Below are 21,686 nucleotides of genomic sequence, written 5' to 3'. Positions count from 1 at the left end.
GGTCCGCGCATACGAGGCGCGGTGAACCCTTCGCCGCGCGCCGTCTGCGCCTCTTCCATTCATAAAGGACGTTCGCCTTGGCTACGCTCATCTGCGGCTCGCTCGCCTACGACAACATCATGACTTTCCAGGGCCGCTTCGGCGACCACATCCTGCCGGACCAGGTGCATATGCTGAACATCAGCTTCCTGGTGCCGACGATGCGGCGCAACTTCGGCGGCTGCGCGGGCAACATCGCGTATGCGCTGAAGCTGCTCGGCGGCGACCCGAAGATCATGGCGACGCTCGGCGCGGCCGATTCGCAGCTCTATATCGACCGGCTCGACGCGCTCGGTCTGTCGAAGGACTACGTGCGCGTGCTGGCCGATCAGCACTCGGCGCAGTGCTTCATCACGACCGATCTCGCCAACAATCAGATCACCGCGTTCCACCCCGGCGCGATGATGGAATCGCACCTCAACCGTGCCGACGAGGCACAAGGCATCTCGCTCGGCATCGTCGCGCCCGATGGGGCACAAGGCATGCGTGAGCACGCCGAAGGCCTGGCGCGCGCGGGCGTGCCGTTCGTGTTCGACCCGGGCCAGGGATTGCCGATTCTCGAAGGCGTGGAACTTTGTCGCATGATTGAACTCGCCACCTACGTGGCGGTCAACGATTACGAAGCCAAGTTGCTGAGCAACAAGACCGGCTGGTCGATCGAAGACATCAAAAGCCGCGTCGAAGCCCTCGTGATCACACGTGGCGAACACGGCGCGCAGATCTATCATGAAGGTGGCGTGCTCGAGATTCCCGTCGTGAAAGCGGCTCAGGTGGTCGATCCGACCGGTTGCGGCGACGCATTTCGCGGCGGCCTGCTGTACGGCATCGAAAACAAGCTTGGCTGGGAGAAAACGGGTCGTCTCGCGAGTCTGATGGGTTCGCTGAAAATCGAACATCAGGGGCCGCAAACCTACGCGCCGACGCGCGCCGAAATCGAAGAGCGTTTCAAGCAGGCCTTCGGAAGCAGCCTGTTCTGAATGATTGGAGTAAAGGAATGAAAACGGTAAGTCGTATCGCGCTGGGAATGGCGCTCGTCGGCTCGGTGGCGCTGACCGGCTGCGCCTACAACAGCAGTTCTTCGGACGTCTACACGGCGTCCCAGGCGCAGCGCGAGGAAACGGTGCGCATGGCGACCGTCGAAAGCGTGCGCGGCGTGAAGATCAGCTCGAACAACGGCCAGCCGACCGGTCTCGGCACCATCGGCGGCGGCGCGCTTGGCGGCGTCGCGGCGGCGAGCGCGATCGGCGGCGGCAATGGCTCGATCATCGCGGGCATCATCGGCGGCCTGGCGGGCGCCGTGGCGGGCAACGCGGTCGAGAACAGCGTCGCGATGAAGAACGGTCTGGAGATCACCGTACGCCTCGATAACGGCGATCTTCGCGCGATCACGCAGACGGCGAACGGCGAAGTCTTTCAGGCGGGCGAGCGGGTGCGTCTGCTGTCGAGCGGCGGCGTCACGCGCGTGACTCACTGAGGCATTCAACCGAGGAATAGGCGCCGCCGCCGGCGAGCGCCTCGCTCAACAAAGCGCATGTATCGAAAGATGCATGCGCTTTTTGTTTGCCGCGCAAAAGCGCGCGGCCGAAGCTCGATGTGATTCGTTGGCCGAAGTGAAAAACCCGCCGCCGGATTTCTCCGGCGACGGGTTCGGGCCGGGTAGGCCTACCCGGCTAAGGGCACAGCGAAGTGTGCCTGGGTGTCGCGTACCGCGAGACGTTACGGACGGCTGCCCGTCGGGAACGGCCATGCCGCTGCCGGGTTCAACGCCGTCTTGACCGCAGCGGCCGGAGCCGGAGCAGGCGCCGATACGGTCGTTGCCGTCGTTGCAGGAGCGGCAGCCGTGGTCTTCTTCGCAGCAGCGGCCTTCTTGGCCGGAGCCTTCTTCGCGGGGGCCTTCTTCGCAGCAGGAGCAGGCGCAGGGGCAGCGGCTGCGGTCTTCGCAGCAGCCTTTTTCGCGGGGGCTTTTTTCGCAGCGGCCTTCTTCGCTGCGGCCTTCTTCGCGGGCGCCTTCTTCGCCGCGGCCTTCTTCGCAGGCGCTTTCTTCGCTGCAGCCTTCTTCGCCGCTACCTTCTTGGTCGCGACTTTCTTTGCTGCGGCCTTTTTCGCCGGCGCCTTCTTGGCTGCGACCTTCTTCGCCGCGACCTTCTTCGCCGCAACCTTCTTCGCCGCTACCTTCTTTGCAGCGACTTTCTTGGTTGCCACTTTCTTCGCTGCGACCTTCTTGGCCGCGACCTTCTTCGCTGCTACTTTCTTCGCTGCAACCTTCTTCACAGCGACCTTCTTAGCGGCAACCTTCTTCGCCGGAGCGGCCTTCTTGGCGGTGACTTTCTTTGCTGCAGCCTTTTTCGCGGCGGGTTTTTTCTTGGCAACTGCCATGATTTTCTCCTTCAGGTTTTCAGATGAGAGTCAGTTCAAACAACACCCTTCGTCAAAACCCGCTTCCCACGTGTCGCCTTCTCGATAACGCACGCTACGAAGCGGATTATTCATCGGCGTACGCTGATCCCACCTGCTTACGCTAATGAATACGGCAAGGCGCGCCGTGCCCCGAGGCACCGCGCGCCAAATTAAGTCAGCACCGCTTCTTCGCGGCGCCGGCCATCGCTTGATCGAGCCAGCGAGCTTGCCGCTGGCATTTTCCGGGGGGAAGTTTGCCCATCCCTTTGCAGGGAACGCAAAACGCCTGTCTTCTATTCGAGCCACTTGGCCCGCTAAGTCAGTAGGCGCACTTTGCATCAGGCGACCGTTCTCCTAAACCTTGTCGGCCGGGCGCGCGTGAGCGACACGCTGCTGCCCGTCCATCCCATCGATTTCGTCTGCAACACGTCCTGGATTTTTATTATTCCCAGGTCAGCGCGCCGCCGGTTTGATACTCAATCACGCGTGTCTCGAAGAAGTTGCGTTCCTTCTTCAAGTCGATCATTTCGCTCATCCACGGGAACGGGTTTTCCTCGTTCGGGAAGAGCGGGTCAAGCCCGATCTGCTGGCAACGCCGGTTGCAGATGAAGCGCAAATAGCTCTTGAACATCGACGCATTCAGGCCGAGCACCCCGCGCGGCATGGTGTCTTCAGCGTAGCGATATTCGAGATCGACAGCCTGCTTGAAGAGCTCGCGAATCTCCGCCTTGAATTCGGCGGTCCACAGTTGCGGCTCTTCCAGCTTGATCTGGTTGATGAGGTCGATGCCAAAGTTGCAGTGCATCGACTCGTCGCGGAGGATGTACTGGTACTGCTCCGCCGCGCCCGTCATCTTGTTCTGGCGACCCAGCGCCAGAATCTGCGTGAAGCCCACATAGAAGAACAGCCCTTCCATGATGCAGGCGAACACGATCAACGACTTCAGCAATTTCTGGTCCGCTTCCAGCGTGCCGGTGGTGAAGGCCGGGTCTGTCAGCGTATTGATGAACGGAATGAGGAACTCGTCCTTGTCGCGGATCGACTTCACTTCGTGATACGCGTTGAAGATCTCGCTCTCGTCGAGGCCCAGCGATTCGACGATGTACTGGTACGCGTGCGTGTGGATCGCCTCTTCGAACGCCTGGCGCAGCAGGAACTGGCGGCACTCCGGAGCGGTGATGTGACGGTACGTGCCGAGCACGATGTTGTTCGCGGCGAGCGAGTCCGCCGTGACGAAGAAGCCGAGATTGCGCTTGACGATGCGGCGCTCGTCGTCCGAGAGACCGTTCGGGTCTTTCCACAGGGCGATGTCGCGCGACATGTTCACTTCCTGCGGCATCCAGTGGTTCGCGCAACCGGCGAGGTACTTCTCCCACGCCCACTTGTACTTGAACGGAACGAGCTGATTGACGTCGGTCTGGCCGTTGATGATGCGCTTGTCGGCGACATTGACGCGCGCTTCGCTCTGCGCGGCGATCGCGCCGGCGGATGGAATTGCGGCTGCGGGCGGAACGAAGCCATCGGAAAAGATGTTGTTCGCCTGAGCAGTGTGATGGGCAGCTTGATGAGCCGCAGCTTGCGCTGCCTGCGTACCGAAAGTCGTGCCTTGAGCGTGACGCAACGCGTTCGGTTGCGAAGCGCTCGAGGGAGCTACGGCAGTGGTCTCGTCATCCCAGTTGAGCATAAATTCTCACCATCAATTTAGATCGGTTTGTACCATCTTTTCATGAGCGATAAAAGAGTTTGCTCATGAAAATTCTCGTTTTCATGCGATTTAGATTCGGCGTTGCTACCTGCATACAACACTTGGCTCTTCGCTTCATGTTCGAAGCTCGATGCCCTGCGTCTCGAATCGTGTGTGAAGCGGTCCTGATCGAGTGATGTCGAATGCTTCGCGATGTGCTTCGAGCGCTTCGTATCGATGCCCTGAAAGCCGCGCCGCGCAAGGCGTTGCGGCCGGTGCTCCGTGTGCCCCCGCAACGCGCGCCGTGCTTCGCTGCGAACATCGGCGCGTTGATGCGTTCGATAACGAACGCTTCGCAAGCGCTCTCACTTTGCTCATCGACCGATGTCTTCGCGACCACACTCGATGCGATGCGAAACATGGCTCAACGAGTGATCGATTTGCCCGCGCTTCGATGCGCTTCGATGCATGCCGTCGAACGCGCCTTGCTTCACTTCAAACATGCTCGCGCGGGCGTCTCGCATCACGCTCCGTTGCCAGCCGCGCGCCTCGAAAACCGTTGCCGAAGTCTAGCATTCTGCGTCTCTAATTTCCACAATATCTTGTGCTTGCAAATACCATTTCTACAACCTATAGCGTGTTTACGCGACGATGCTTTTCACGGCAAAAGCGCTCATCTGCCACGCAGAGGATCGAGCAGCGAGCGCAGATTGTTATGGTCGATCTCGTGCATCAACGCGAGCAGCGCACCGAGCTTGCCCTGTGGAAAACCCTCACGCGCGAACCACGCGAGATAGTGGCCGGGCAGATCGGCGAGCACGCGATCCTTGTACTTGCCGTAAGGCATCGTCTGCGTGACGAGCCGTTGCAGATCCTGCGGGTCCATCGCTTCTTCACTCCTCGTTCAATGTTCATCGCGGCACGTAGCACGCTTCGATCGCTCAGCGACCGCTCCATATCGGTGCCATAATCGCCGCTCTTGCCGCCAAGTGTCGATCGCGATTCACCATGCCGCTCGCCGTCAAAGCTTTCATCGCCCCTCTCATCGTCGCGTGCGCGATGTTCATGGAAAGCGTCGACGCGAATGTGATCGTCACCGCGATTCCCGAAATGGCGCGCGCCTTCGGGCGCGATCCCGTTACGTTGAAGGTTGCGGTCACGAGCTACGTGCTCGGGCTCGGCGTCTTCATTCCGATCTGCGGCTGGGTCGCCGACCGTTTCGGCGCACGCGCCGTATTCCGCGCGGCCATCGGCGTGTTCGTCGTCGGCTCGCTGCTCTGCGCGGCATCGACATCGCTCGGACCGTTCACCGTCGCGCGCTTCATTCAGGGTCGGCTGGGTCGCCGACCGTTTCGGCGCACGCGCCGTATTCCGCGCGGCCATCGGCGTGTTCGTCGTCGGCTCGCTGCTCTGCGCGGCATCGACATCGCTCGGACCGTTCACCGTCGCGCGCTTCATTCAGGGTGTCGGCGGCGCGATGATGGTGCCCGTCGGCCGCATCATCATCTTTCGCTCGGTGCGCCGCTCGGAGTTCATTCGCGCGATGAACTATCTCTCCGTGCCCGCAATGCTCGGACCCGCGGTCGGGCCGCTGCTCGGCGGCTTCATCACGACCTATCTGCACTGGCGCCTGATCTTCTTCATCAACATCCCGATCGGCATCATCGGCATCTATTTGACCAACCGCTACATCGCCAACTCGCACGAGGAGCATCCGGGCCGGCTCGACTGGTTCGGCTTTTTCCTCTCGGCGGGCGCGGGCGTGCTGCTCTTGCTCGGGCTCTCGCTCGTCGGCGGCGAACTGATTCCGCAAGGCACCGCCTACGCGATGTGCGCCGCCGGCGCGCTGATGGTCGTGCTGTACTGCGTGCACGCGCGGCGCGCGGAAAAGCCGCTGCTCGATTTGCGCTTCTTCCGTGTGCCGACCTTCCAGGCGAGCGTGCTGGGCGGCTCGATGTTTCGCATCGGGCTCGGCGCGGTGCCGTTTCTTCTGCCGCTCGCGCTGCAGGAAGGCCTCGGCATGACCGCGTTCAAGTCCGGCGCGATTACCTGCGCGTCCGCGTTCGGCGGCATGTTCATGCGCTCGCTCGCATCGCGCGTGCTGCATCGCTTCGGCTTCCGGCAGACGCTCTTCTACAACGCGGCGCTGTCGGGCATCGCCATCGCGGCGTGCGGCGCGTTCTTTCCCGGCACGCCGACGTGGGTGATCTGGGCTGTCGTGCTGCTCGGCGGCTTCTTTCCCGCGTTGCAGTTCACGAGCCTCAATTCGCTCGCGTATGCGGAGATCGAAACACGCGATGTCGGCCGTGCGACCAGTCTCGCGAGCTTTGTGCAGCAGGTGTCGCTGGGGCTCGGCGTGACCGTCGCGGGGATCACGCTCGAACTCTCGCAATATCTGAACGGTCATGCGAGTGTGCAATGGTCGGATTTCTGGCCTGCGTTTGTTGTTGTTGGGTTTTTCTCGTTTCTTTCCATGCCGATTACGGCGCGGCTTGCGCATGATGCGGGGACTGAGATTTCCCGCGGCACGCGGGGGTGAGGGTTGTTTGCTGCCTTCTTGCTTCTGCTGGCTTCTTGCCCCTTGCTCAGTAACCGCCTCCCCGGCGGAGGGGTAACTTTCTTTGCTGCTGCAAAGAAAGTCACCAAAGAAAGCAGCTCGTTCAGGCCCGCGGTCACACGCACGTTGGCCACTCTTCTCCTCGGGGAACGGCCCTCGCCTAAAGAGTGCCCCCATAGGCCCATCGGGCTTGGATCGCGCACGGTCCGTCACATCGCACCACGCAACGAACTGGTACAGCCATTCCAAGTTCCGGCCCGCTCCGCGGCCGACGGGAAGCGCGGGTTTGCGAGCGCCTTCGTGTCCCACTGGTTTCCCTCGCATACTCAGCGGCAGCGCGTAGCGCTGTGCCGAAGCTATTTCGTGCTGAACCAGCGCGCTCGAAGTGATGGCGAGTCAGACCGTGCGCGATCCAAGCCCGGTTGATTCTTGAGGGCGACACTTAGGCGAGGGCCGTTCCCCGAGGAGAAGAATGGCCAAACTGCGTGTGACCGCGGGCGGTGAGAAAGCTGCTTTCTTTGGTGACTTTCTTTGCAGCAGCAAAGAAAGTTACCCCCGCCCCGGGGAGGGGCAGAGCCAATAGACCACCAAGAAAACGGGATCCAGCGAAAAAAAAGCAAAACGGACCGACACCGAAAGCAAGCACAACCCTGCCCCGATACCGGCCCGCTCCGACTCACTCAGTCGAACCTTACTGACAAGCCTCGCACTCGTCGAACCCCGGATCCCCCGGACGCATCATGCACACGGGACCGTCCGCCTCGGGAGCCGCTTCGGCCGCCGGTGCGCTCGCCGCCGCGTTAAAGCCGCCATTGCCAGCTGCCGCAGCACCACCGCCTACGCCACCACCAAAGCCGCCAGCCGCGCCGGAACCGCCATCACCCGAAGGCACCGCATTCAACGCACCATGCGCCACCGTCGACTTCTCGACGTGCGTCGCCGCCATCGTGCGGAGGTAGTACGTTGTCTTGAGGCCGCGAATCCACGCCAGCTTGTAGACCTCGTCGAGCTTCTTGCCCGACGCGCCCGCCATGTAGATGTTCAGCGACTGCGCCTGGTCGATCCACTTCTGACGGCGCGACGCCGCCTCGACCAGCCACTTCGGATCGACTTCGAACGCGGTCGCGTAGATCGCGCGCAGATCGGCCGGAATGCGGTCGATGCGCGAGAGCGTGCCGTCGAAGTACTTCAGATCCGACACCATCACTTCGTCCCACAGGCCGCGCGCCTTCAGGTCACGCACGAGGTAATCGTTCACGACCGTGAATTCACCCGACAGATTCGACTTCACGTACAGGTTCTGGAACGTCGGCTCGATACACGCCGACACGCCGATGATGTTCGAAATCGTCGCCGTCGGTGCGATCGCCACGCAGTTCGAGTTGCGCATGCCGTACTGCGAGATGCGCGAACGCAGCGCGGGCCAGTCCATCGATTCGGACGAATCCACTTCCACGTAACCGCCGCGCGCGTCAGCCAGCAGCTTGAGCGAATCCTGCGGAAGAATGCCGCGATCCCACAGCGAGCCGCGATACGTCGCGTAACGGCCGCGCTCTTCCGCCAGCTCCGTCGATGCGTAGTAGGCGTAGTAGCAGACGGCTTCCATCGAGCGATCCGCGAACTCGACCGCGTCGCCCGACGCGTACGGCGTGCGCAGCAAGTGCAGGCAGTCCTGGAAGCCCATGATGCCCATGCCCACCGGACGATGCTTCAGGTTCGAGTTACGCGCCTTCGGCACCGCGTAGTAGTTGATGTCGATGACGTTGTCGAGCATGCGCATCGCGACGCTAATGGTGCGCTTGAGCTTCGCGTGATCCAGCGCGTACGTGCCATCAGCCTGCTTGACCATGTGCGCGACGAGGTTCACCGAGCCGAGGTTACACACGGCGATTTCCGTCTCGCTCGTGTTCAGCGTGATTTCCGTGCACAGGTTCGACGAATGCACGACGCCCACGTGCTGCTGCGGCGAGCGCACGTTGCACGGGTCCTTGAACGTGATCCACGGATGGCCGGTCTCGAACAGCATGCCCAGCATCTTGCGCCACAGTTGCGCCGCCGGCAGCTTCTTGAACAGCTTGATCTCGCCGCGCGCGGCTTTCTCTTCGTAAGCGACGTAGGCCTTCTCGAAGTCCGCGCCGAACAGATCGTGCAGGTCCGGGCAGGTCGACGGCGAGAACAGCGTCCAGTCGCCGCCTTCGACGACGCGCTTCATGAACAGGTCGGGAATCCAGTTCGCCGTGTTCATGTCGTGCGTGCGGCGACGGTCATCGCCTGTGTTCTTGCGCAGTTCGAGGAATTCCTCGATGTCGAGGTGCCACGACTCCAGATACGCGCACACCGCGCCCTTGCGCTTGCCGCCCTGGTTCACCGCGACGGCCGTGTCGTTCACGACCTTCAGGAACGGCACCACGCCTTGCGACTTGCCGTTCGTGCCCTTGATGTGCGAGCCGAGAGCGCGCACGCGCGTCCAGTCGTTGCCGAGACCGCCCGCGAACTTCGAGAGCAGCGCGTTTTCCTTGAGCGCTTCGTAGATACCGTCGAGGTCGTCGGACACCGTCGTCAGATAGCACGACGACAACTGCGAGCGGTGCGTGCCCGAGTTGAACAGCGTCGGCGTCGACGACATGAAGTCGAACGACGACAGCACGTTGTAGAACTCGATGGCGCGCGCTTCGCGGTCGATTTCGTTGAGCGACAGGCCCATCGCGACACGCATGAAGAATGCCTGCGGCAACTCGATGCGCGTGCCTTCAACGTGCAGGAAGTAGCGGTCGTACAGCGTTTGCAGACCGAGGTAGCCGAATTGCAGATCGCGGTTCGCGTCGAGCGCGGCGCCGAGGCGCTTCAGGTCGAACTGTTGCAGCTTGTCGTCGAGCAGGCCGGCTTCCACGCCGCGCTTGATGAACAGCGGGAAGTACTCGGCGTAGCGCTCGCCCATTTCGGCTTGCGTCACTTCGCCTTCGAGAATTTCGCGGCGGATCGTGTGCAGCAGGATGCGCGACGTGACCTGGCTGTACGCCGGGTCCTTCTCGATCATCGTGCGCGCGGCGAGGATCGCCGAGTCGTAGACCTGCGACATCGGCACGCCGTCGTACAGGTTCTTCACCGTTTCCGCGACGATCGGATCGGCGGACACCGCATCGCCCAGATTGGCGCAGGCGGAGACGATCAGCGCCTTCAGCGCGTCCATGTCGAGCGGATGCGTGACGCCGTTGTCCGTCACGTTGATAGCGCCGCCTTCGTGCGCCTGCGCGTGCTCTCCGGCCGAGCGCTCTTGCGTGCGCTGCTGCGAGCGCTTCTCGCGATACAGCACGTAGGCGCGCGCGACGTTGTGCTCGCCGCCGCGCATCAGCGCGAGCTCGACCTGATCCTGAATGTCTTCGATATGGAACGTGCCGCCGTGCGGACGGCTGCGCACGAGCGCGCGCACGACTGCTTGCGTCAGTTGCTCGACGAGTTCGCGCACGCGCGCGGAGGCTGCGCCCTGGCCGCCGTTCACGGCGATGAACGCCTTCGTCACGGCGATCGCGATTTTCGTCGGCTCGAACGACACCACGCTTCCGTTGCGACGGATGACCTTGTAGTCGGCAAACGTCGTGTTCGGCGCAAGCGCCTCTGCGCCCACGGCTTGCGCGCCGCCCATCGGCTGTGCGGAGGCGCCTTCGAAGGAAGTCGTGGCGTTCTCGGTGGTTTGCATGTGCAAAACTCCTGGTGTTCGAATGGTGCGGATGGTCCGCGGATTTATCACTTATGCCGCGCTTCGCGAGAACTTCACGACGCTCGCGCGGTGTTTTGGCGGTATAGCCGGGCTGTGAATGCAGCAGGCCAGATAACACGAATCGCGGCGCTTACGGCCCGCATTGTTCTTGGCGTCTCATGCGGTGCCCGCGTTGGCGCGCGGTGTCGGTCGACGCAACTCGCGCTCGCTTGCTTGCCTCTTCACGGTGCTGCTCGCTGGCGCCCGATGCACCCGGCGCCCCTCCCTCGCTGAGAGAACCGCCTAGCGCATCGCCCCGGGCCAGCCAAACTTCTTCTACGCCGGAAAGCCGACGGCGCCGGCTCTACTGAGCGGGCGCCGCCACAACAACACAAGATCTAGTGCCAAGTACGTCTTTCGGCACCAAGTATAGTGGACATCCGCGCAGTCTCAAAAAGTTTTATTTGCCTTCGACATGCCGCTGCGGGGTTGACTTTTGCTATGGCGAAGCACGACAAGGCCTCCCGCGCGACCCTGTTGCGCCGCAGCGAGAAAGACCTTACGCGGCGTCAGATGCTGGACAGAAAGGGGAAGAACGACGGCGGCAACGCGCTGTCATGACGCAGGCGCTGCCAGTCGAAGTGGGGACCGGGATCGGTCTTGCGGCCGGGCGCGATATCGGAATGGCCCGCCACCGCATCGATCGGATAGCGCTTCACGATGATGCGCGCCAGCCGCGTAAGCGCTGTGTATTGCGCGTCCTCGAACGGCAGGCGGTCGCTGCCTTCCAACTCGATGCCGATCGAGAAATCGTTGCAGCGCTCGCGTCCGCAGAACGACGAGACGCCCGCGTGCCACGCACGTTCGTCGCAGGAAACGAATTGCCGGATTTCGCCGTCGCGGCGGATCACGAAGTGGGCCGACACGCGCATGCCGCGCAACTGATCGAAGTACGGATGCGCATCGTGATCGAGCGTGTTGAGGAAGAACTCGGCGATCGCGTCGGTCGTGAAATCGTCGGGCGGCAGGCTGATGTTGTGCACGACGATGAGCGTCGGCACCGCGCCGTCCGGACGCGCCTCGAAGTTCGGCGACGGCAGGCGCGTCGCGTCCGTGAGCCAGCCTTGCGCGTCGATGTGCGGATCGCGCTTCGATGCGGCGTGAGCGTTCATCGCGCGTCGCGGCCGGTGGGACGGGCCGCGTAATGGCGCGCGTGATCGGCACAACAGAAGCGCTCGCCCGCGACGACGATCGATTCGCTGCGCGGCGTATGCACGCCGCATTGCGCGCAGCGGATGAGCGGATCGGCGAGTTGCGGTGCATCGTGCGGCGCGGCGCCGTTGCCGTTGCCGTTTCTCGCCCGGCGCGCGCCGAACGCGCCGCCGGCGGTCGCCCCGCCCGCTTGTGCGTCGCCTTGCTGCGCGCGCTCGTTCGCGCGGCGCAGTTTCTTCAGGAGCCATTGGCACACGAAGAAGAGGACGATCAGGAAGATGAAATTTCGCATCGATTCAATGCCGGTAAAGAGTGCGCGCTTCCCGCGCTCAGACGACCGCGCGATGCAGCAGCACTTCGAACACGAAGCGGCTGCCGACATACGCGAGCAACAGCGCGGCGAACGAAGCGAGCACCCAGCGCAACGCGGCGCGTCCGCGCCATCCGGAAATGCGGCGGGCGGTAAGCAACGCGCCGAACATCAGCCAGGAGACGAAGGCGAACACGGTTTTGTGATCGAGACGCAACGCGCGATCGACCAGTTGTTCGTTGAACGCGATGCCCGACACGAGCGTGAGCGTGAGCAGCACGAAGCCCGCCACGATCAGGCGGAACAGCAGTTTTTCGAGCGTCAGGAGCGGCGGCAGCGTGTCGAGCCAGCTCGCGAGCCAGCCGTTGCCGGCGTGACGCGTCGCCATGCCGCGCATGCGTTGCAGGCGGCGTTCGAGCATGAGCATGAGCACCGCGTGCAGCGCGGCGATCGCGAAGAGCCCGTAGGCGATGTTCGCGATCAGGAAATGCAGCTTGAACATCGGCGCGGCGGAATACGACAGCACGCGCACGCCGCCGAAAAGAAGTGGCAGCAGCGACGCAACGCACGCGAGCGGCAGCACGAGCAGGCGCAAGCCGTCGAGCGGGAAGAAGAAGCTTTCGATCCAGTAGATGCCCGCGCCGAGCCAGAACATCGCGGAGAGCGCGAACGCGAAGCCGAAGACCATCGCGTTCTGGGGAAAGATCGTGGCGTGCAGAAGCAGGCCGTGCACGAGCAGCGCTACTAATAATAGAGCGCGGCCGAGGTTGCCCATGTCGGCCGGTTTCCTGGGCGCGGCGGCCGGCGCGATGCCCGTGGGCACGCCGGCCAGCGCCGGCTCCACGGCCGTGTGGCGATGCGCGCGCCAGCCCGCCACGGCGAGTCCGCCGTAGAGAAGCGCAGTGAGGGCATACAGTACAATATCCATGTTCGAAGTTTACACTAGGCCCTTGATCCGCGACGTTTTCCCCCTTGCGCCAGCGCGGGGCGGCACGTCGTTTTACGTCGAAAAAGGGCCGCATTCTCTACCGTTTCCCCATGCTCGATAACCTGACTCAACGGATGGCGCGCGTCGTCAAGACGCTGCGCGGCGAGGCTCGGCTCACCGAGGCCAACACGCAAGAGATGTTGCGGGAAGTGCGCCTCGCGCTGCTCGAAGCGGACGTGGCGCTGCCCGTCGTGCGCGAGTTCATCGCAAAGGTGAAGGAAAAGGCGCTCGGCGAGGAAGTGCTGTCGAGCCTCTCGCCGGGTCAGGCGCTCGTCGGCGTCGTGCAGAAAGAACTGACGGCCGTGATCGGCGGCGATTACGAAGGCAAGGCCGCGGAACTGAATCTCGCCGTCGCGCCGCCCGCCGTCATCCTCATGGCCGGCCTGCAGGGCGCGGGTAAAACCACGACCACCGGCAAGCTCGCCAAGCTGCTGCGCGAGAAGAGCAAGAAGAAAGTGCTCACGGTTTCCGTCGACGTGTATCGCCCCGCCGCGATCCGCCAGTTGCAGACGGTGACGGAGCAGGTCGGCGCGGACTTCTTCCCGTCCGAGCCGAACCAGAAGCCCGCCGACATCGCCCGCGCGGCGATCGACTGGGCCAAGCGCCATTATCACGACGTCGTGATCGTCGATACGGCCGGCCGCCTCGGTATCGACGAAGCGATGATGAAGGAAATCAGCGAGCTGCATGGCTTGCTGAAGCCCGCCGAAACGCTCTTCGTCGTCGATGCCATGCTGGGTCAGGACGCGGTCAACACGGCCAAGGCGTTCAACGACGCGCTGCCGCTCACCGGCGTCGTGCTCACCAAGCTCGACGGCGATTCGCGCGGCGGTGCGGCGCTCTCCGTGCGTCACGTCACGGGCAAGCCAATCAAGTTCGTCGGCGTCGCGGAAAAGCTGGACGGCCTCGAAGTGTTCCATCCGGACCGCATGGCGAACCGGATTCTCGGCATGGGCGACATTCTCGCGCTCGTCGAGGAAGCGCAGCGCGGCGTGGATACCGCCGCCGCACAGAAGCTCGCCGACAAGGTCAAGAAAGGCGGCGACTTCGACCTGAACGACTTCAAGGCCCAGCTCGCGCAGATGAAGAACATGGGCGGGTTGTCGTCGCTCATGGATAAATTGCCGGCGCAGTTCCAGCAGGCGGCGCAAGGCGCGGACATGAACAACGCCGAGAAGCAGATGCGCCGCATGGAAGGCATCATCAACTCCATGACCATCAAGGAGCGCGCGAAGCCCGAACTAATCAAGGCGGCGCGCAAACGCCGCATCGCCGCGGGCGCGGGCGTGCACGTTCAGGAAGTGAACCGCATGCTCAATCAGTACGAGCAGATGCGCGGCATGATGAAGAAGCTGAAGGGCGGCAACCTTCAGAAAATGATGCGCGGCATGAAGGGCATGCTGCCCGGCATGCGCTGAACCGCATTTTTATTGAACCCGCGTTCTCTTCGGGCGTCCGACTCGAACGAAGCGCGGGTTTATCATATGGCGCACGCCGCCGTTTTTTTCCACACTAAGTAGTCTGCCTTTCCCCGCTTTCCCTATGAATCGCGAAGAAGCCCTCCATATTTTCAGCCACTCGGAAGAGATCGTGACGGCTGACGAAGTCAACGCATCGATCGGCAAGATGGCCTCGGCCATCAAGGCGGCGACGCAGGACGACTTCCCGCTCGTACTTTCGGTGATGGGGGGCGCGGCCGTGTTCACGGGCATGCTGCTGCCGCATCTGGATTTCCCGCTGGAGTTCGATTACATCCACCTGACACGCTATCGCAACGCCATCAAGGGCGGCAGCGAGATGCAGTGGCGCGTGGCGCCGGCGGAATCGGTGAAGGATCGCGTGGTGCTCGTGCTCGACGACATCCTCGACGAAGGCGAAACGATGGCCGCCATCCGCGACCGCATCATGGCGATGGGCGCGAAGACGTTCCTGTCGGCGGTGCTGTGCGAGAAGATCATTCCGAAGGCGAAGCCGCTGCGACCGGATTTCTGTGGATTCGAGGTGCCGGACCGGTATGTTTTCGGATGCGGGATGGACGCCAAAGGGTATTGGCGGAATTTGCCGACGATTCGGGCGTTGACCGAAGGGGCGTAAGTCAAAAAAAGCGGCCAACCGGCCGCTTTTTTCATTGAAGCTGATGCACGAAGGTGCGTATCCCCGTCAGTATCATCTCGACGGAAATCGCGACGAGCACCAGACCCATCAAGCGCTCGAACGCCGTGACGACACGCTCGCCGAGCCACTGCTGAATCTTCTCCGCAAGAATCAGCACGGTCGCGCAGACGATCATCGTGACCGTGAGCGCGCCGACCCACTCCAGCATCTTGCCGGGCGCTTGCGAGGTCAGCAGCATCACGGTTGCGAGCGCCGAGGGCCCGGCCAGCGCCGGAATCGCGAGCGGCACGATTAGCGGCTCGCCGCCGCGCGAGTCGCCGCCCATCGCGCCGTCCGGATGCGGGAAGATCATGCGCAGCGCGATCAGAAACAACACGATCCCGCCGGCGATGCGCAACGACAAATCCGTGAGGTTCATCGCGCGCAAAAAGCGGTCGCCCGCCATCATGAACACCAGCAGGATCCCGAACGCGATCGCGACTTCCCGCAGGATCACGACGCGGCGACGCTCCTTCGCGACGCCGCGCAACGCGTTGATGAAGATCGGGATATTGCCGAGCGGATCGGTGATCAGCAGCAGCAGGATCGTCGCCGACAGAAAGTTGTACTGCATTACTTCCCGAGCGCGGTCCGCACTTTTCCGATTACGACGTTAGCGGCTTCATCGACCGGCAGCAGCGTGGCTTCGGCATCGCGGCGGCCCTGATATTCGAGCTTGCCTTCCTTCAGCCCGCGATCGCCGATCACGATGCGATGCGGCACGCCGATCAGTTCCCAGTCTGCGAACATCACGCCCGGGCGCTCGCCGCGATCGTCGAGAATCACGTCGATGCCCTGTTGCTGCAGCGTGGCGTACAGCTTGTCGGCCTGCTCGCGCACGGCGTCGCTGCGGTCGTAGCCCATCGGGCAGATCACGACTTCGAACGGCGCGATGGCTTCCGGCCAGATGATGCCGCGGTCATCGAAGTTCTGTTCGATCGCCGCGCCCAGCACGCGCGTGACGCCGATGCCATAGCAGCCCATCTGCATCGGTGCGGGCTTGCCGTTTTCGTCGAGGAAGGTCGCGCCCATCGAATCGGAATACTTCGTGCCCAGCTGGAACACGTGGCCCACTTCGATGCCGCGGCAGATTTCGAGCGCACCCTTGCCGTCCGGCGACGGATCGCCCGCGACGACATTGCGGATATCCGCCACTTCCGGTTCCGGCAGATCGCGGCCCCAGTTCACGCCGGTGGTGTGGTAATCGACCTCGTTCGTGCCGACCACGAAATCGCTCATGTTCGCGACCGTGCGGTCTGCAATGACGCGCACCGGCTTCTTCGTGCCGATCGGGCCGAGATAGCCCGGCGGCGTGCCGAACCATTCGATGATCTCGGCTTCCGTCGCGAAACGATAGCCCGCAAGACCCGGCAGCTTGCCCGTCTTGATGTCGTTGAGCGAATGATCGCCGCGCAGCATCAGCAACCAGATGGTCGGTTCGGCGCCTTCGTTCTCCGTGGCGAGCACGATCGACTTGATGGTCTTCTCGAGCGGAATGCTCAGAAGCTGCGCGACCGCCTCGCATTTCGCCGCGCCGGGCGTCGGCGTCTTCTTCAGTTCTTCCGTGGGCGCGGCGCGTTCTGCGATGAGCGGAAGCGCGTCGGCGGCCTCGACATTCGCCGCGAAGTCCGAGGTCGGGCAATATGCGATGTCGTCCTCGCCCGTATCGGCGATCACGTGGAACTCGTGCGAGCCGCTGCCGCCGATCGAGCCGTTATCCGCCGCGACCGCGCGGAACTCCAGGCCGATGCGCGTGAAGATGCGCACGTACGCCTCGTACATCTTGCGATACGACTCGGCGAGGCCGTCGAGGTCCTTATCGAAGGAATAGGCGTCCTTCATGATGAACTCGCGACCGCGCATCACGCCGAAGCGCGGACGAATTTCGTCGCGGAACTTCGTCTGGATCTGGTAGAAGTTCACCGGCAACTGGCGATAGCTCTTGATGTCGCGCCGCGCGATGTCCGTCACGACTTCCTCGTGCGTCGGGCCGACGACGAAATCGCGCTCGTGACGATCCTTGAAGCGCAGCAGTTCCGGGCCGTACTGCTCCCAGCGGCCCGATTCCTGCCACAGTTCGGCGGGCTGCACGGCGGGCATCAGCAATTCGAGCGCGCCCGCGCGGTTCATCTCTTCACGCACGATGGCTTCGACCTTGCGCACCGAGCGCAGGCCGATCGGCATGTAATCGTAGATGCCGCCCGCGACACGGCGGATCATGCCGGCGCGCATCATCAGCTTGTGGCTGACAATTTCGGCGTCGGCGGGAGCTTCTTTCAGGGTGCCGATGAAGAAACGGGATGCTTTCATTCAAATTTTCCAAAAGCGGCGCGCGCTGCGGAGCCTGTGTGGCGCCGGAGCTGGCGTATCAAGGTGAACGACTGAAACGGTCGACGGCTTTGCATGAAGAAGAAGATTTTGCCGTCTTCCGGAAACCCTGGCAAAGAGCCGCAAACCCGGCGCGGAAATTCATGCCCCGCCGCCGGGGTGCGCGCCGCGGGTTCGAACCGATGCGCGGGGTCCGTTATCTGTTTATAATCAAAGCAATTTTAAAGGATTTGAAGGTGGCTGTATGCTGGATCGTGAAGGCTTTCGCCCGAACGTCGGCATCATCCTCTTGAACGCGCGCAACGAAGTGTTTTGGGGCAAACGACTGCGTGAACATTCCTGGCAGTTTCCGCAAGGGGGCATCAAATACGGCGAGACCCCCGTGCAAGCCATGTATCGGGAGTTACACGAAGAAACCGGTCTGCTTCCGGAGCACGTGAAAGTTGTCGGTCGCACACGCGACTGGCTGCGTTATGAGGTGCCGGACAAGTTCATCAAGCGCGAGGTGCGCGGTCATTATCGCGGTCAGAAACAGATCTGGTTTCTGCTGCGCATGGTAGGCCGCGATTGCGACATCTGTCTGCGCGCGACGGACCATCCGGAGTTCGATGCCTGGCGCTGGAACGAGTATTGGGTGCCGCTGGACGCGGTTATCGAGTTCAAGCGCGACGTTTATCAAATGGCTCTCACCGAGCTGTCCCGCTTCCTGCGGCGCACCAACTCCCGCGGAGAACGCGGCGAGCGCGCCGCGCATCATGGGCCGCGCTACCCGCGCGTGCTCCAGACGATGACGATCGAAGCACCTGCTGTCACTGCCTCCGGCGCGGCGGTTCAGGCAGAATGCACGGTCAGCGAAGAAGTGCATGTGATCGTCCACCGCTCGTCGTGAGAGCGGTCGCGGCGGTTCCTCGCACACTTTGACACTCAACTCGATTGCGATCGATGGCACGGCGAACTTCTCGCCGTGCCATCTCGCTTTGTTTCGCGGGCCGGCTTTTCGAGGGCCGCGCGCATGTTTCCGGGAAGACCCAATTGAAAGTGAACGCCACACTCGCGGTAATCGCGGCATCCGCGGCAGCGCTGGCCGTGCTCGCCGGCTGCTCCAGCAACAAAGCGCCGTCCACGCAAGACGACGGCGTGTTCACCTATCTGCTCGATCGCAAGCCGAACTGGACCGAGGAAAAGATCGAGACGCTGCCGCCTTTGCCGCAAGCGTCGAATCTGCTTGCGTTCAACGTTTCGCAGAACACGCCGCTCACCTTCTCCGTCGACAAGACTTCGCTCACGGTCGGCAAGGACGGCGTCGTGCGCTACGTGGTCGTCGTGACGAGTCCGGCGGGCGCGCGCAACGTCAACTATGAAGGCATTCGTTGCGATACCTACGAATGGCGCCGCTACGCGAGCATCAACGACGATCAGAACGGCTGGGATCAGGGCGTCGCCTTCGATTTCAAGCGCATCGAGAATGGCGAGCTGAACGCGTATCAGGCCGCGCTTTATCAGGATTATTTCTGCGCGAGCAAGCTGCCGGTCGGTACGGCGAAACAGATCGTCAACAACATTCAGTACAAGCGCACGCAGAGTTCGATCAACTCGCGCTGATTTTCACCGCGCCCAAAGCACAACGCCCGCTGGACTTCAGCGGGCGTTTTCGTTTTTCGGCTCAGACGAGCACGAGATTGTCTCGATGGATCAGCTCGGGCTCCAGCATGTAGCCGAGCACGGTTTCGATCTCCCCGCTCGGCCGCCGATGAATCAGCCGCGCTTCCGAACTGCTGTAGTTCGTGATGCCGCGCGCGACCTCACGCCCCTGATTGTCGATGCAGGCGATCACCTCGCCGCGATCGAACGCGCCCTTCACGTCGATCACGCCGATCGGCAGCAGACTCTTGCCGTCTGCGGTGAGCTTGTTGACCGCGCCTTCGTCGATCACGACGTGCCCGCGCACCTGCAAGTGATCCGCCATCCACTGCTTGCGTGCAGCCATGCGCGCCATGCGCGCGATGAGTTGCGTGCCGATCAATTCGCCCGACGCGAGCCGCGTCAGCACGTCGGCTTCGCGGCCGCTCGCAATCACCGTGTTCGCGCCGCTATGCGCCGCGCGCTTCGCCGCGAGAATCTTGGTCAGCATGCCGCCGCGCCCGAGGCTCGAACCCGCGCCGCCTGCCATCTGCTCCAGCTCCGGCGTGCCGGCGTCGGCCTGCTCGACGAGCGTCGCGTTCGGGTCCTTGCGCGGATCGGCGGTGAACAGGCCGCGCTGATCGGTGAGGATGACTAGCGCATCGCCTTCAATCAGATTCGCGACCAGCGCGCCGAGCGTGTCGTTGTCGCCGAACTTGATTTCATCGGTGATGACGGTGTCGTTTTCGTTGATGATCGGCACCGCGCCCAGGCGCAGCAGCGTGAGCAGCGTCGAGCGCGCGTTCAGATAACGTTCGCGATCGGCGAGGTCCGCGTGGGTCAGCAGAATCTGCGCGGTGCGGATGCCATGCGCGCCGAAGCTGCTTTCATACACCTGCGCGAGCCCCATCTGACCGACCGCGGCGGCGGCCTGCAATTCGTCGATCTCGCGCGGACGCTTGGTCCAGCCGAGCCGGTGAATGCCTTCCGCGATCGCGCCCGAACTCACGAGCACGACTTCCTTGCCCTGCTCGCGCAGCGCCGCGATCTGCGCCGCCCAACGAGAAATGGCTGCATGGTCGAGCCCGCGCCCGTCGTTGGTGACGAGGCTGGACCCTACTTTCACTACGATTCGCTTCGCAGCGGCGATGACCGAACGCATCGTGCGCTTTCTCCTCGTGGTTGCTCTTATTCCTTCGTTGCGTCGCCGCGCGCTTCGTCCCGAAAGCGCACGTCGGCGGCCAGATCTTCCGCTTCCGCCGCGCGCGACGCGTCCGAATGCTGGGAAATATAGTCGTAGATCGCGTAGGTCAACGCTTCGCAGCCCTGGCCCGTCAGCGCGGAAATCTCGAAGACCGGGCCGTCCCACTCGAAGCGCTCGACGAAATCGGCGATGCGCGCTTCGCGCTCGTCTTCCGGCACCATGTCGAGCTTGTTCAGCACGAGCCAGCGCGGCTTCTCGTAGAGCGTCTCGTCGTACTTGCGCAATTCGTTGACGATCGCCTTCGCTTCCGCGGCCGGATCGACGTTTTCATCGAACGGCGCCATGTCGACGAGATGCAGCAGGACGCCCGTGCGCTGCAAGTGCCGCAGAAAGCGATGCCCGAGCCCGGCGCCTTCCGCCGCGCCTTCGATCAGACCCGGAATATCGGCGATGACGAAGCTCTTGCTCGGCCCGACACGCACCACGCCGAGATTCGGCGCGAGCGTCGTGAACGGGTAATCCGCGATCTTCGGCCGCGCGTTCGACACCGACGAGATGAAGGTGGACTTGCCCGCGTTCGGCATGCCGAGCAGGCCGACATCGGCGAGCACTTTCAGTTCGAGCTTGAGCATGCGGCGCTCGCCCGGCTTGCCGTCGGTTTTCTGACGCGGCGCGCGATTCGTGCTCGACTTGAAGTGCAGGTTGCCGAGGCCGCCCGCGCCGCCCTGTGCAATCTGCACCTGCTGATTGTGCTCGGTCAGGTCCGCGATGATCTCGCCGGTTTCCTGATCCGAAATGATCGTGCCGACCGGCATGCGCAGCGTGATGTCGTCGCCGCCCTTGCCGTAGCAATCCGCGCCGCGGCCGTTTTCGCCGTTGCGCGCCTGATGCTTCTTGGAGAACCGGTAATCGATCAGCGTGTTGATATTGCGATCGCCGATGGCATAGACGCTGCCGCCGCGGCCGCCGTCACCGCCGTCCGGTCCGCCGAACGGGACGAACTTTTCGCGGCGCATCGACGCGCTGCCATCTCCCCCGTCGCCGGCGATGACTTCAATCCTCGCTTCGTCAATGAACTTCATGCGTTGCTCCGTCCCGTGTTTGCTGTATTTTGCCGTGACCGACTTTCCCGGTCACTCATGATTCGATTTGACGCACCAAATAAAAATGGCCCCGCAAACTTCGCGGGGCCATTTTTCCGGTCCTGAAGCCCGTGCGTAAGAACTTACGCTGCCGGGACGACGACGACCGTATGCTTGCGTGCTGCGCCCTTGGTCACGAACTTGACGTGGCCGTCAGCCAGCGCGAACAAGGTGTGATCCTTGCCGATGCCGACGTTCTCGCCCGGGTGCATGCGCGTGCCGCGCTGGCGAACGATGATGCCGCCTGCATTGATTGCCTGGCCGCCGTACACCTTCACGCCGAGTCGTTTGCTCTCGGAGTCGCGGCCGTTGCGGGAAGACCCGCCTGCTTTTTTGTGTGCCATTTGCTTAGCT

At 62.9% G+C, this 21,686-nt stretch carries 22 protein-coding genes and 1 pseudogene; 9 read left to right on the top strand and 14 right to left on the bottom strand.

Features of this window, described 5'->3' with window-relative positions; translation table 11 throughout:
• Positions 1-77 precede the first annotated feature (77 nt).
• A complete protein-coding gene (locus LY284_RS15445) occupies positions 78-1,016 on the top strand; it encodes a carbohydrate kinase family protein (protein ID WP_014192295.1) in 939 nt (312 codons plus the stop codon).
• Between the two features lie 17 nt (positions 1,017-1,033).
• Entirely contained in the window at positions 1,034-1,513 is a 480-nt protein-coding gene (locus tag LY284_RS15440) for a glycine zipper 2TM domain-containing protein (protein WP_014192296.1), read from the top strand.
• Between the two features lie 242 nt (positions 1,514-1,755).
• On the opposite strand, the gene LY284_RS15435 is transcribed toward LY284_RS15440, so the two are convergent.
• The 5 genes from LY284_RS15435 to LY284_RS39045 form a co-directional block, all read right to left on the bottom strand.
• Positions 1,756-2,415: a histone H1-like DNA-binding protein gene (locus LY284_RS15435; RefSeq protein ID WP_045451067.1), complete on the bottom strand. Its 660-nt coding sequence runs from the start codon at positions 2,413-2,415 to the stop codon at positions 1,756-1,758.
• Between the two features lie 30 nt (positions 2,416-2,445).
• Positions 2,446-2,775, bottom strand: a complete 330-nt coding sequence (locus LY284_RS15430) for a hypothetical protein (RefSeq protein WP_075644240.1) — start codon at positions 2,773-2,775, stop codon at positions 2,446-2,448.
• 103 nt (positions 2,776-2,878) lie between these two features.
• The gene (locus LY284_RS15425) at positions 2,879-4,120 is read right to left on the bottom strand and encodes a ribonucleotide-diphosphate reductase subunit beta (RefSeq protein ID WP_041730658.1); all 1,242 of its coding nucleotides are present in this window, start codon (positions 4,118-4,120) and stop codon (positions 2,879-2,881) included.
• Between the two features lie 673 nt (positions 4,121-4,793).
• On the bottom strand, positions 4,794-5,006 hold the full coding sequence (locus LY284_RS15420; RefSeq protein WP_014192300.1) for a DUF3820 family protein: 213 nt from the start codon (positions 5,004-5,006) through the stop codon (positions 4,794-4,796).
• 55 nt (positions 5,007-5,061) lie between these two features.
• Positions 5,062-5,280, bottom strand: a complete 219-nt coding sequence (locus tag LY284_RS39045) for a hypothetical protein (protein WP_233387013.1) — start codon at positions 5,278-5,280, stop codon at positions 5,062-5,064.
• Here LY284_RS39045 and LY284_RS15410 point away from each other — a divergent pair.
• Both LY284_RS15410 and LY284_RS15405 read left to right on the top strand, forming a co-directional pair.
• Positions 5,180-5,422, top strand: a pseudogene (locus LY284_RS15410) (MFS transporter); the annotation flags it as partial. The gene LY284_RS39045 and the pseudogene LY284_RS15410 sit on opposite strands and share 101 nt — an antisense overlap.
• 85 nt (positions 5,423-5,507) lie before the next feature.
• On the top strand, positions 5,508-6,659 hold the full coding sequence (locus tag LY284_RS15405) for an MFS transporter (RefSeq protein WP_375294249.1): 1,152 nt from the start codon (positions 5,508-5,510) through the stop codon (positions 6,657-6,659).
• A 709-nt stretch (positions 6,660-7,368) separates the two neighbouring features.
• On the opposite strand, the gene LY284_RS15400 is transcribed toward LY284_RS15405, so the two are convergent.
• From LY284_RS15400 to LY284_RS15385, 4 genes are all read right to left on the bottom strand, one after another.
• Complete coding sequence (locus LY284_RS15400; RefSeq protein ID WP_014192302.1) at positions 7,369-10,374, bottom strand: ribonucleoside-diphosphate reductase subunit alpha; 3,006 nt, start codon at positions 10,372-10,374, stop codon at positions 7,369-7,371.
• Positions 10,375-10,943: 569 nt separating this feature from the next.
• Complete coding sequence (ampD, locus tag LY284_RS15395) at positions 10,944-11,546, bottom strand: 1,6-anhydro-N-acetylmuramyl-L-alanine amidase AmpD (protein WP_045451073.1); 603 nt, start codon at positions 11,544-11,546, stop codon at positions 10,944-10,946.
• A complete protein-coding gene (locus LY284_RS15390) occupies positions 11,543-11,878 on the bottom strand; it encodes a PP0621 family protein (protein ID WP_014192304.1) in 336 nt (111 codons plus the stop codon). Before LY284_RS15390 ends, ampD begins: the two co-directional genes overlap by 4 nt.
• Before the next feature lie 37 nt (positions 11,879-11,915).
• On the bottom strand, positions 11,916-12,824 hold the full coding sequence (locus LY284_RS15385; protein WP_233387010.1) for an inner membrane protein YpjD: 909 nt from the start codon (positions 12,822-12,824) through the stop codon (positions 11,916-11,918).
• A gap of 110 nt (positions 12,825-12,934) precedes the next feature.
• On the opposite strand from LY284_RS15385, the gene ffh reads away from it, so the two are divergent.
• Positions 12,935-14,302: a signal recognition particle protein gene (gene ffh / locus LY284_RS15380; protein WP_014192306.1), complete on the top strand. Its 1,368-nt coding sequence runs from the start codon at positions 12,935-12,937 to the stop codon at positions 14,300-14,302.
• Between the two features lie 124 nt (positions 14,303-14,426).
• Complete coding sequence (locus LY284_RS15375; protein WP_014192307.1) at positions 14,427-14,978, top strand: hypoxanthine-guanine phosphoribosyltransferase; 552 nt, start codon at positions 14,427-14,429, stop codon at positions 14,976-14,978.
• 31 nt (positions 14,979-15,009) lie between these two features.
• On the opposite strand, the gene LY284_RS15370 is transcribed toward LY284_RS15375, so the two are convergent.
• Both LY284_RS15370 and LY284_RS15365 read right to left on the bottom strand, forming a co-directional pair.
• Complete coding sequence (locus LY284_RS15370) at positions 15,010-15,612, bottom strand: MarC family protein (protein ID WP_014192308.1); 603 nt, start codon at positions 15,610-15,612, stop codon at positions 15,010-15,012.
• Positions 15,612-17,348 (bottom strand): proline--tRNA ligase, encoded by a 1,737-nt coding sequence (locus LY284_RS15365; protein ID WP_014192309.1) that lies wholly within the window; start codon positions 17,346-17,348, stop codon positions 15,612-15,614. Before LY284_RS15365 ends, LY284_RS15370 begins: the two co-directional genes overlap by 1 nt.
• Between LY284_RS15365 and LY284_RS15360 the strand changes: the two genes are divergently transcribed.
• The 3 genes from LY284_RS15360 (at position 17,339) to LY284_RS15350 (ending at position 18,968) form a co-directional block, all read left to right on the top strand.
• Complete coding sequence (locus tag LY284_RS15360) at positions 17,339-17,659, top strand: hypothetical protein (RefSeq protein ID WP_143281721.1); 321 nt, start codon at positions 17,339-17,341, stop codon at positions 17,657-17,659. The two genes, LY284_RS15365 and LY284_RS15360, sit on opposite strands and share 10 nt — an antisense overlap.
• Positions 17,611-18,255: an RNA pyrophosphohydrolase gene (locus LY284_RS15355; RefSeq protein WP_014192310.1), complete on the top strand. Its 645-nt coding sequence runs from the start codon at positions 17,611-17,613 to the stop codon at positions 18,253-18,255. Before LY284_RS15360 ends, LY284_RS15355 begins: the two co-directional genes overlap by 49 nt.
• Before the next feature lie 149 nt (positions 18,256-18,404).
• Positions 18,405-18,968 (top strand): CNP1-like family protein, encoded by a 564-nt coding sequence (locus LY284_RS15350; RefSeq protein WP_014192311.1) that lies wholly within the window; start codon positions 18,405-18,407, stop codon positions 18,966-18,968.
• Between the two features lie 61 nt (positions 18,969-19,029).
• Here the strand turns inward: LY284_RS15350 and proB are convergent, their stop codons facing one another.
• From proB to rpmA, 3 genes are all read right to left on the bottom strand, one after another.
• Positions 19,030-20,148 carry a glutamate 5-kinase gene (gene proB / locus LY284_RS15345; RefSeq protein ID WP_014192312.1) on the bottom strand — a complete coding sequence of 373 codons (1,119 nt, stop codon included), beginning with the start codon at positions 20,146-20,148 and terminating at the stop codon, positions 19,030-19,032.
• 26 nt (positions 20,149-20,174) lie between these two features.
• On the bottom strand, positions 20,175-21,272 hold the full coding sequence (gene cgtA, locus LY284_RS15340) for an Obg family GTPase CgtA (protein WP_233386999.1): 1,098 nt from the start codon (positions 21,270-21,272) through the stop codon (positions 20,175-20,177).
• A 143-nt stretch (positions 21,273-21,415) separates the two neighbouring features.
• Positions 21,416-21,676, bottom strand: coding sequence for a 50S ribosomal protein L27 (rpmA, locus tag LY284_RS15335; RefSeq protein ID WP_014192314.1), 261 nt, complete (start codon positions 21,674-21,676; stop codon positions 21,416-21,418).
• Positions 21,677-21,686 lie beyond the last annotated feature (10 nt).

It is taken from the genome of Caballeronia sp. PC1, from assembly GCF_021353155.1.
Lineage (GTDB): Bacteria > Pseudomonadota > Gammaproteobacteria > Burkholderiales > Burkholderiaceae > Caballeronia > Caballeronia cordobensis.
Note: the sequence above shows the minus strand (reverse complement) of the source record. Positions and strands in the feature narration are given on the sequence as shown.

What these genes read in the sequence shown, in the direction of transcription:
- LY284_RS15440 (WP_014192296.1), top strand. Translation starts at nt 1,034, where the DNA reads ATGAAAACGGTAAGTCGTATCGCGCTGGGAATGGCGCTCGTCGGCTCG.
- LY284_RS15435 (WP_045451067.1), bottom strand. Translation starts at nt 2,415, where the DNA reads ATGGCAGTTGCCAAGAAAAAACCCGCCGCGAAAAAGGCTGCAGCAAAG.
- LY284_RS15430 (WP_075644240.1), bottom strand. Translation starts at nt 2,775, where the DNA reads ATGCAAAGTGCGCCTACTGACTTAGCGGGCCAAGTGGCTCGAATAGAA.
- LY284_RS15425 (WP_041730658.1), bottom strand. Translation starts at nt 4,120, where the DNA reads ATGCTCAACTGGGATGACGAGACCACTGCCGTAGCTCCCTCGAGCGCT.
- LY284_RS15420 (WP_014192300.1), bottom strand. Translation starts at nt 5,006, where the DNA reads ATGGACCCGCAGGATCTGCAACGGCTCGTCACGCAGACGATGCCTTAC.
- LY284_RS15400 (WP_014192302.1), bottom strand. Translation starts at nt 10,374, where the DNA reads ATGCAAACCACCGAGAACGCCACGACTTCCTTCGAAGGCGCCTCCGCA.
- ampD (WP_045451073.1), bottom strand. Translation starts at nt 11,546, where the DNA reads ATGAACGCTCACGCCGCATCGAAGCGCGATCCGCACATCGACGCGCAA.
- LY284_RS15390 (WP_014192304.1), bottom strand. Translation starts at nt 11,878, where the DNA reads ATGCGAAATTTCATCTTCCTGATCGTCCTCTTCTTCGTGTGCCAATGG.
- LY284_RS15385 (WP_233387010.1), bottom strand. Translation starts at nt 12,824, where the DNA reads ATGGATATTGTACTGTATGCCCTCACTGCGCTTCTCTACGGCGGACTC.
- ffh (WP_014192306.1), top strand. Translation starts at nt 12,935, where the DNA reads ATGCTCGATAACCTGACTCAACGGATGGCGCGCGTCGTCAAGACGCTG.
- LY284_RS15375 (WP_014192307.1), top strand. Translation starts at nt 14,427, where the DNA reads ATGAATCGCGAAGAAGCCCTCCATATTTTCAGCCACTCGGAAGAGATC.
- LY284_RS15370 (WP_014192308.1), bottom strand. Translation starts at nt 15,612, where the DNA reads ATGCAGTACAACTTTCTGTCGGCGACGATCCTGCTGCTGCTGATCACC.
- LY284_RS15360 (WP_143281721.1), top strand. Translation starts at nt 17,339, where the DNA reads ATGCTTTCATTCAAATTTTCCAAAAGCGGCGCGCGCTGCGGAGCCTGT.
- LY284_RS15365 (WP_014192309.1), bottom strand. Translation starts at nt 17,348, where the DNA reads ATGAAAGCATCCCGTTTCTTCATCGGCACCCTGAAAGAAGCTCCCGCC.
- LY284_RS15355 (WP_014192310.1), top strand. Translation starts at nt 17,611, where the DNA reads ATGCTGGATCGTGAAGGCTTTCGCCCGAACGTCGGCATCATCCTCTTG.
- proB (WP_014192312.1), bottom strand. Translation starts at nt 20,148, where the DNA reads ATGCGTTCGGTCATCGCCGCTGCGAAGCGAATCGTAGTGAAAGTAGGG.
- cgtA (WP_233386999.1), bottom strand. Translation starts at nt 21,272, where the DNA reads ATGAAGTTCATTGACGAAGCGAGGATTGAAGTCATCGCCGGCGACGGG.
- rpmA (WP_014192314.1), bottom strand. Translation starts at nt 21,676, where the DNA reads ATGGCACACAAAAAAGCAGGCGGGTCTTCCCGCAACGGCCGCGACTCC.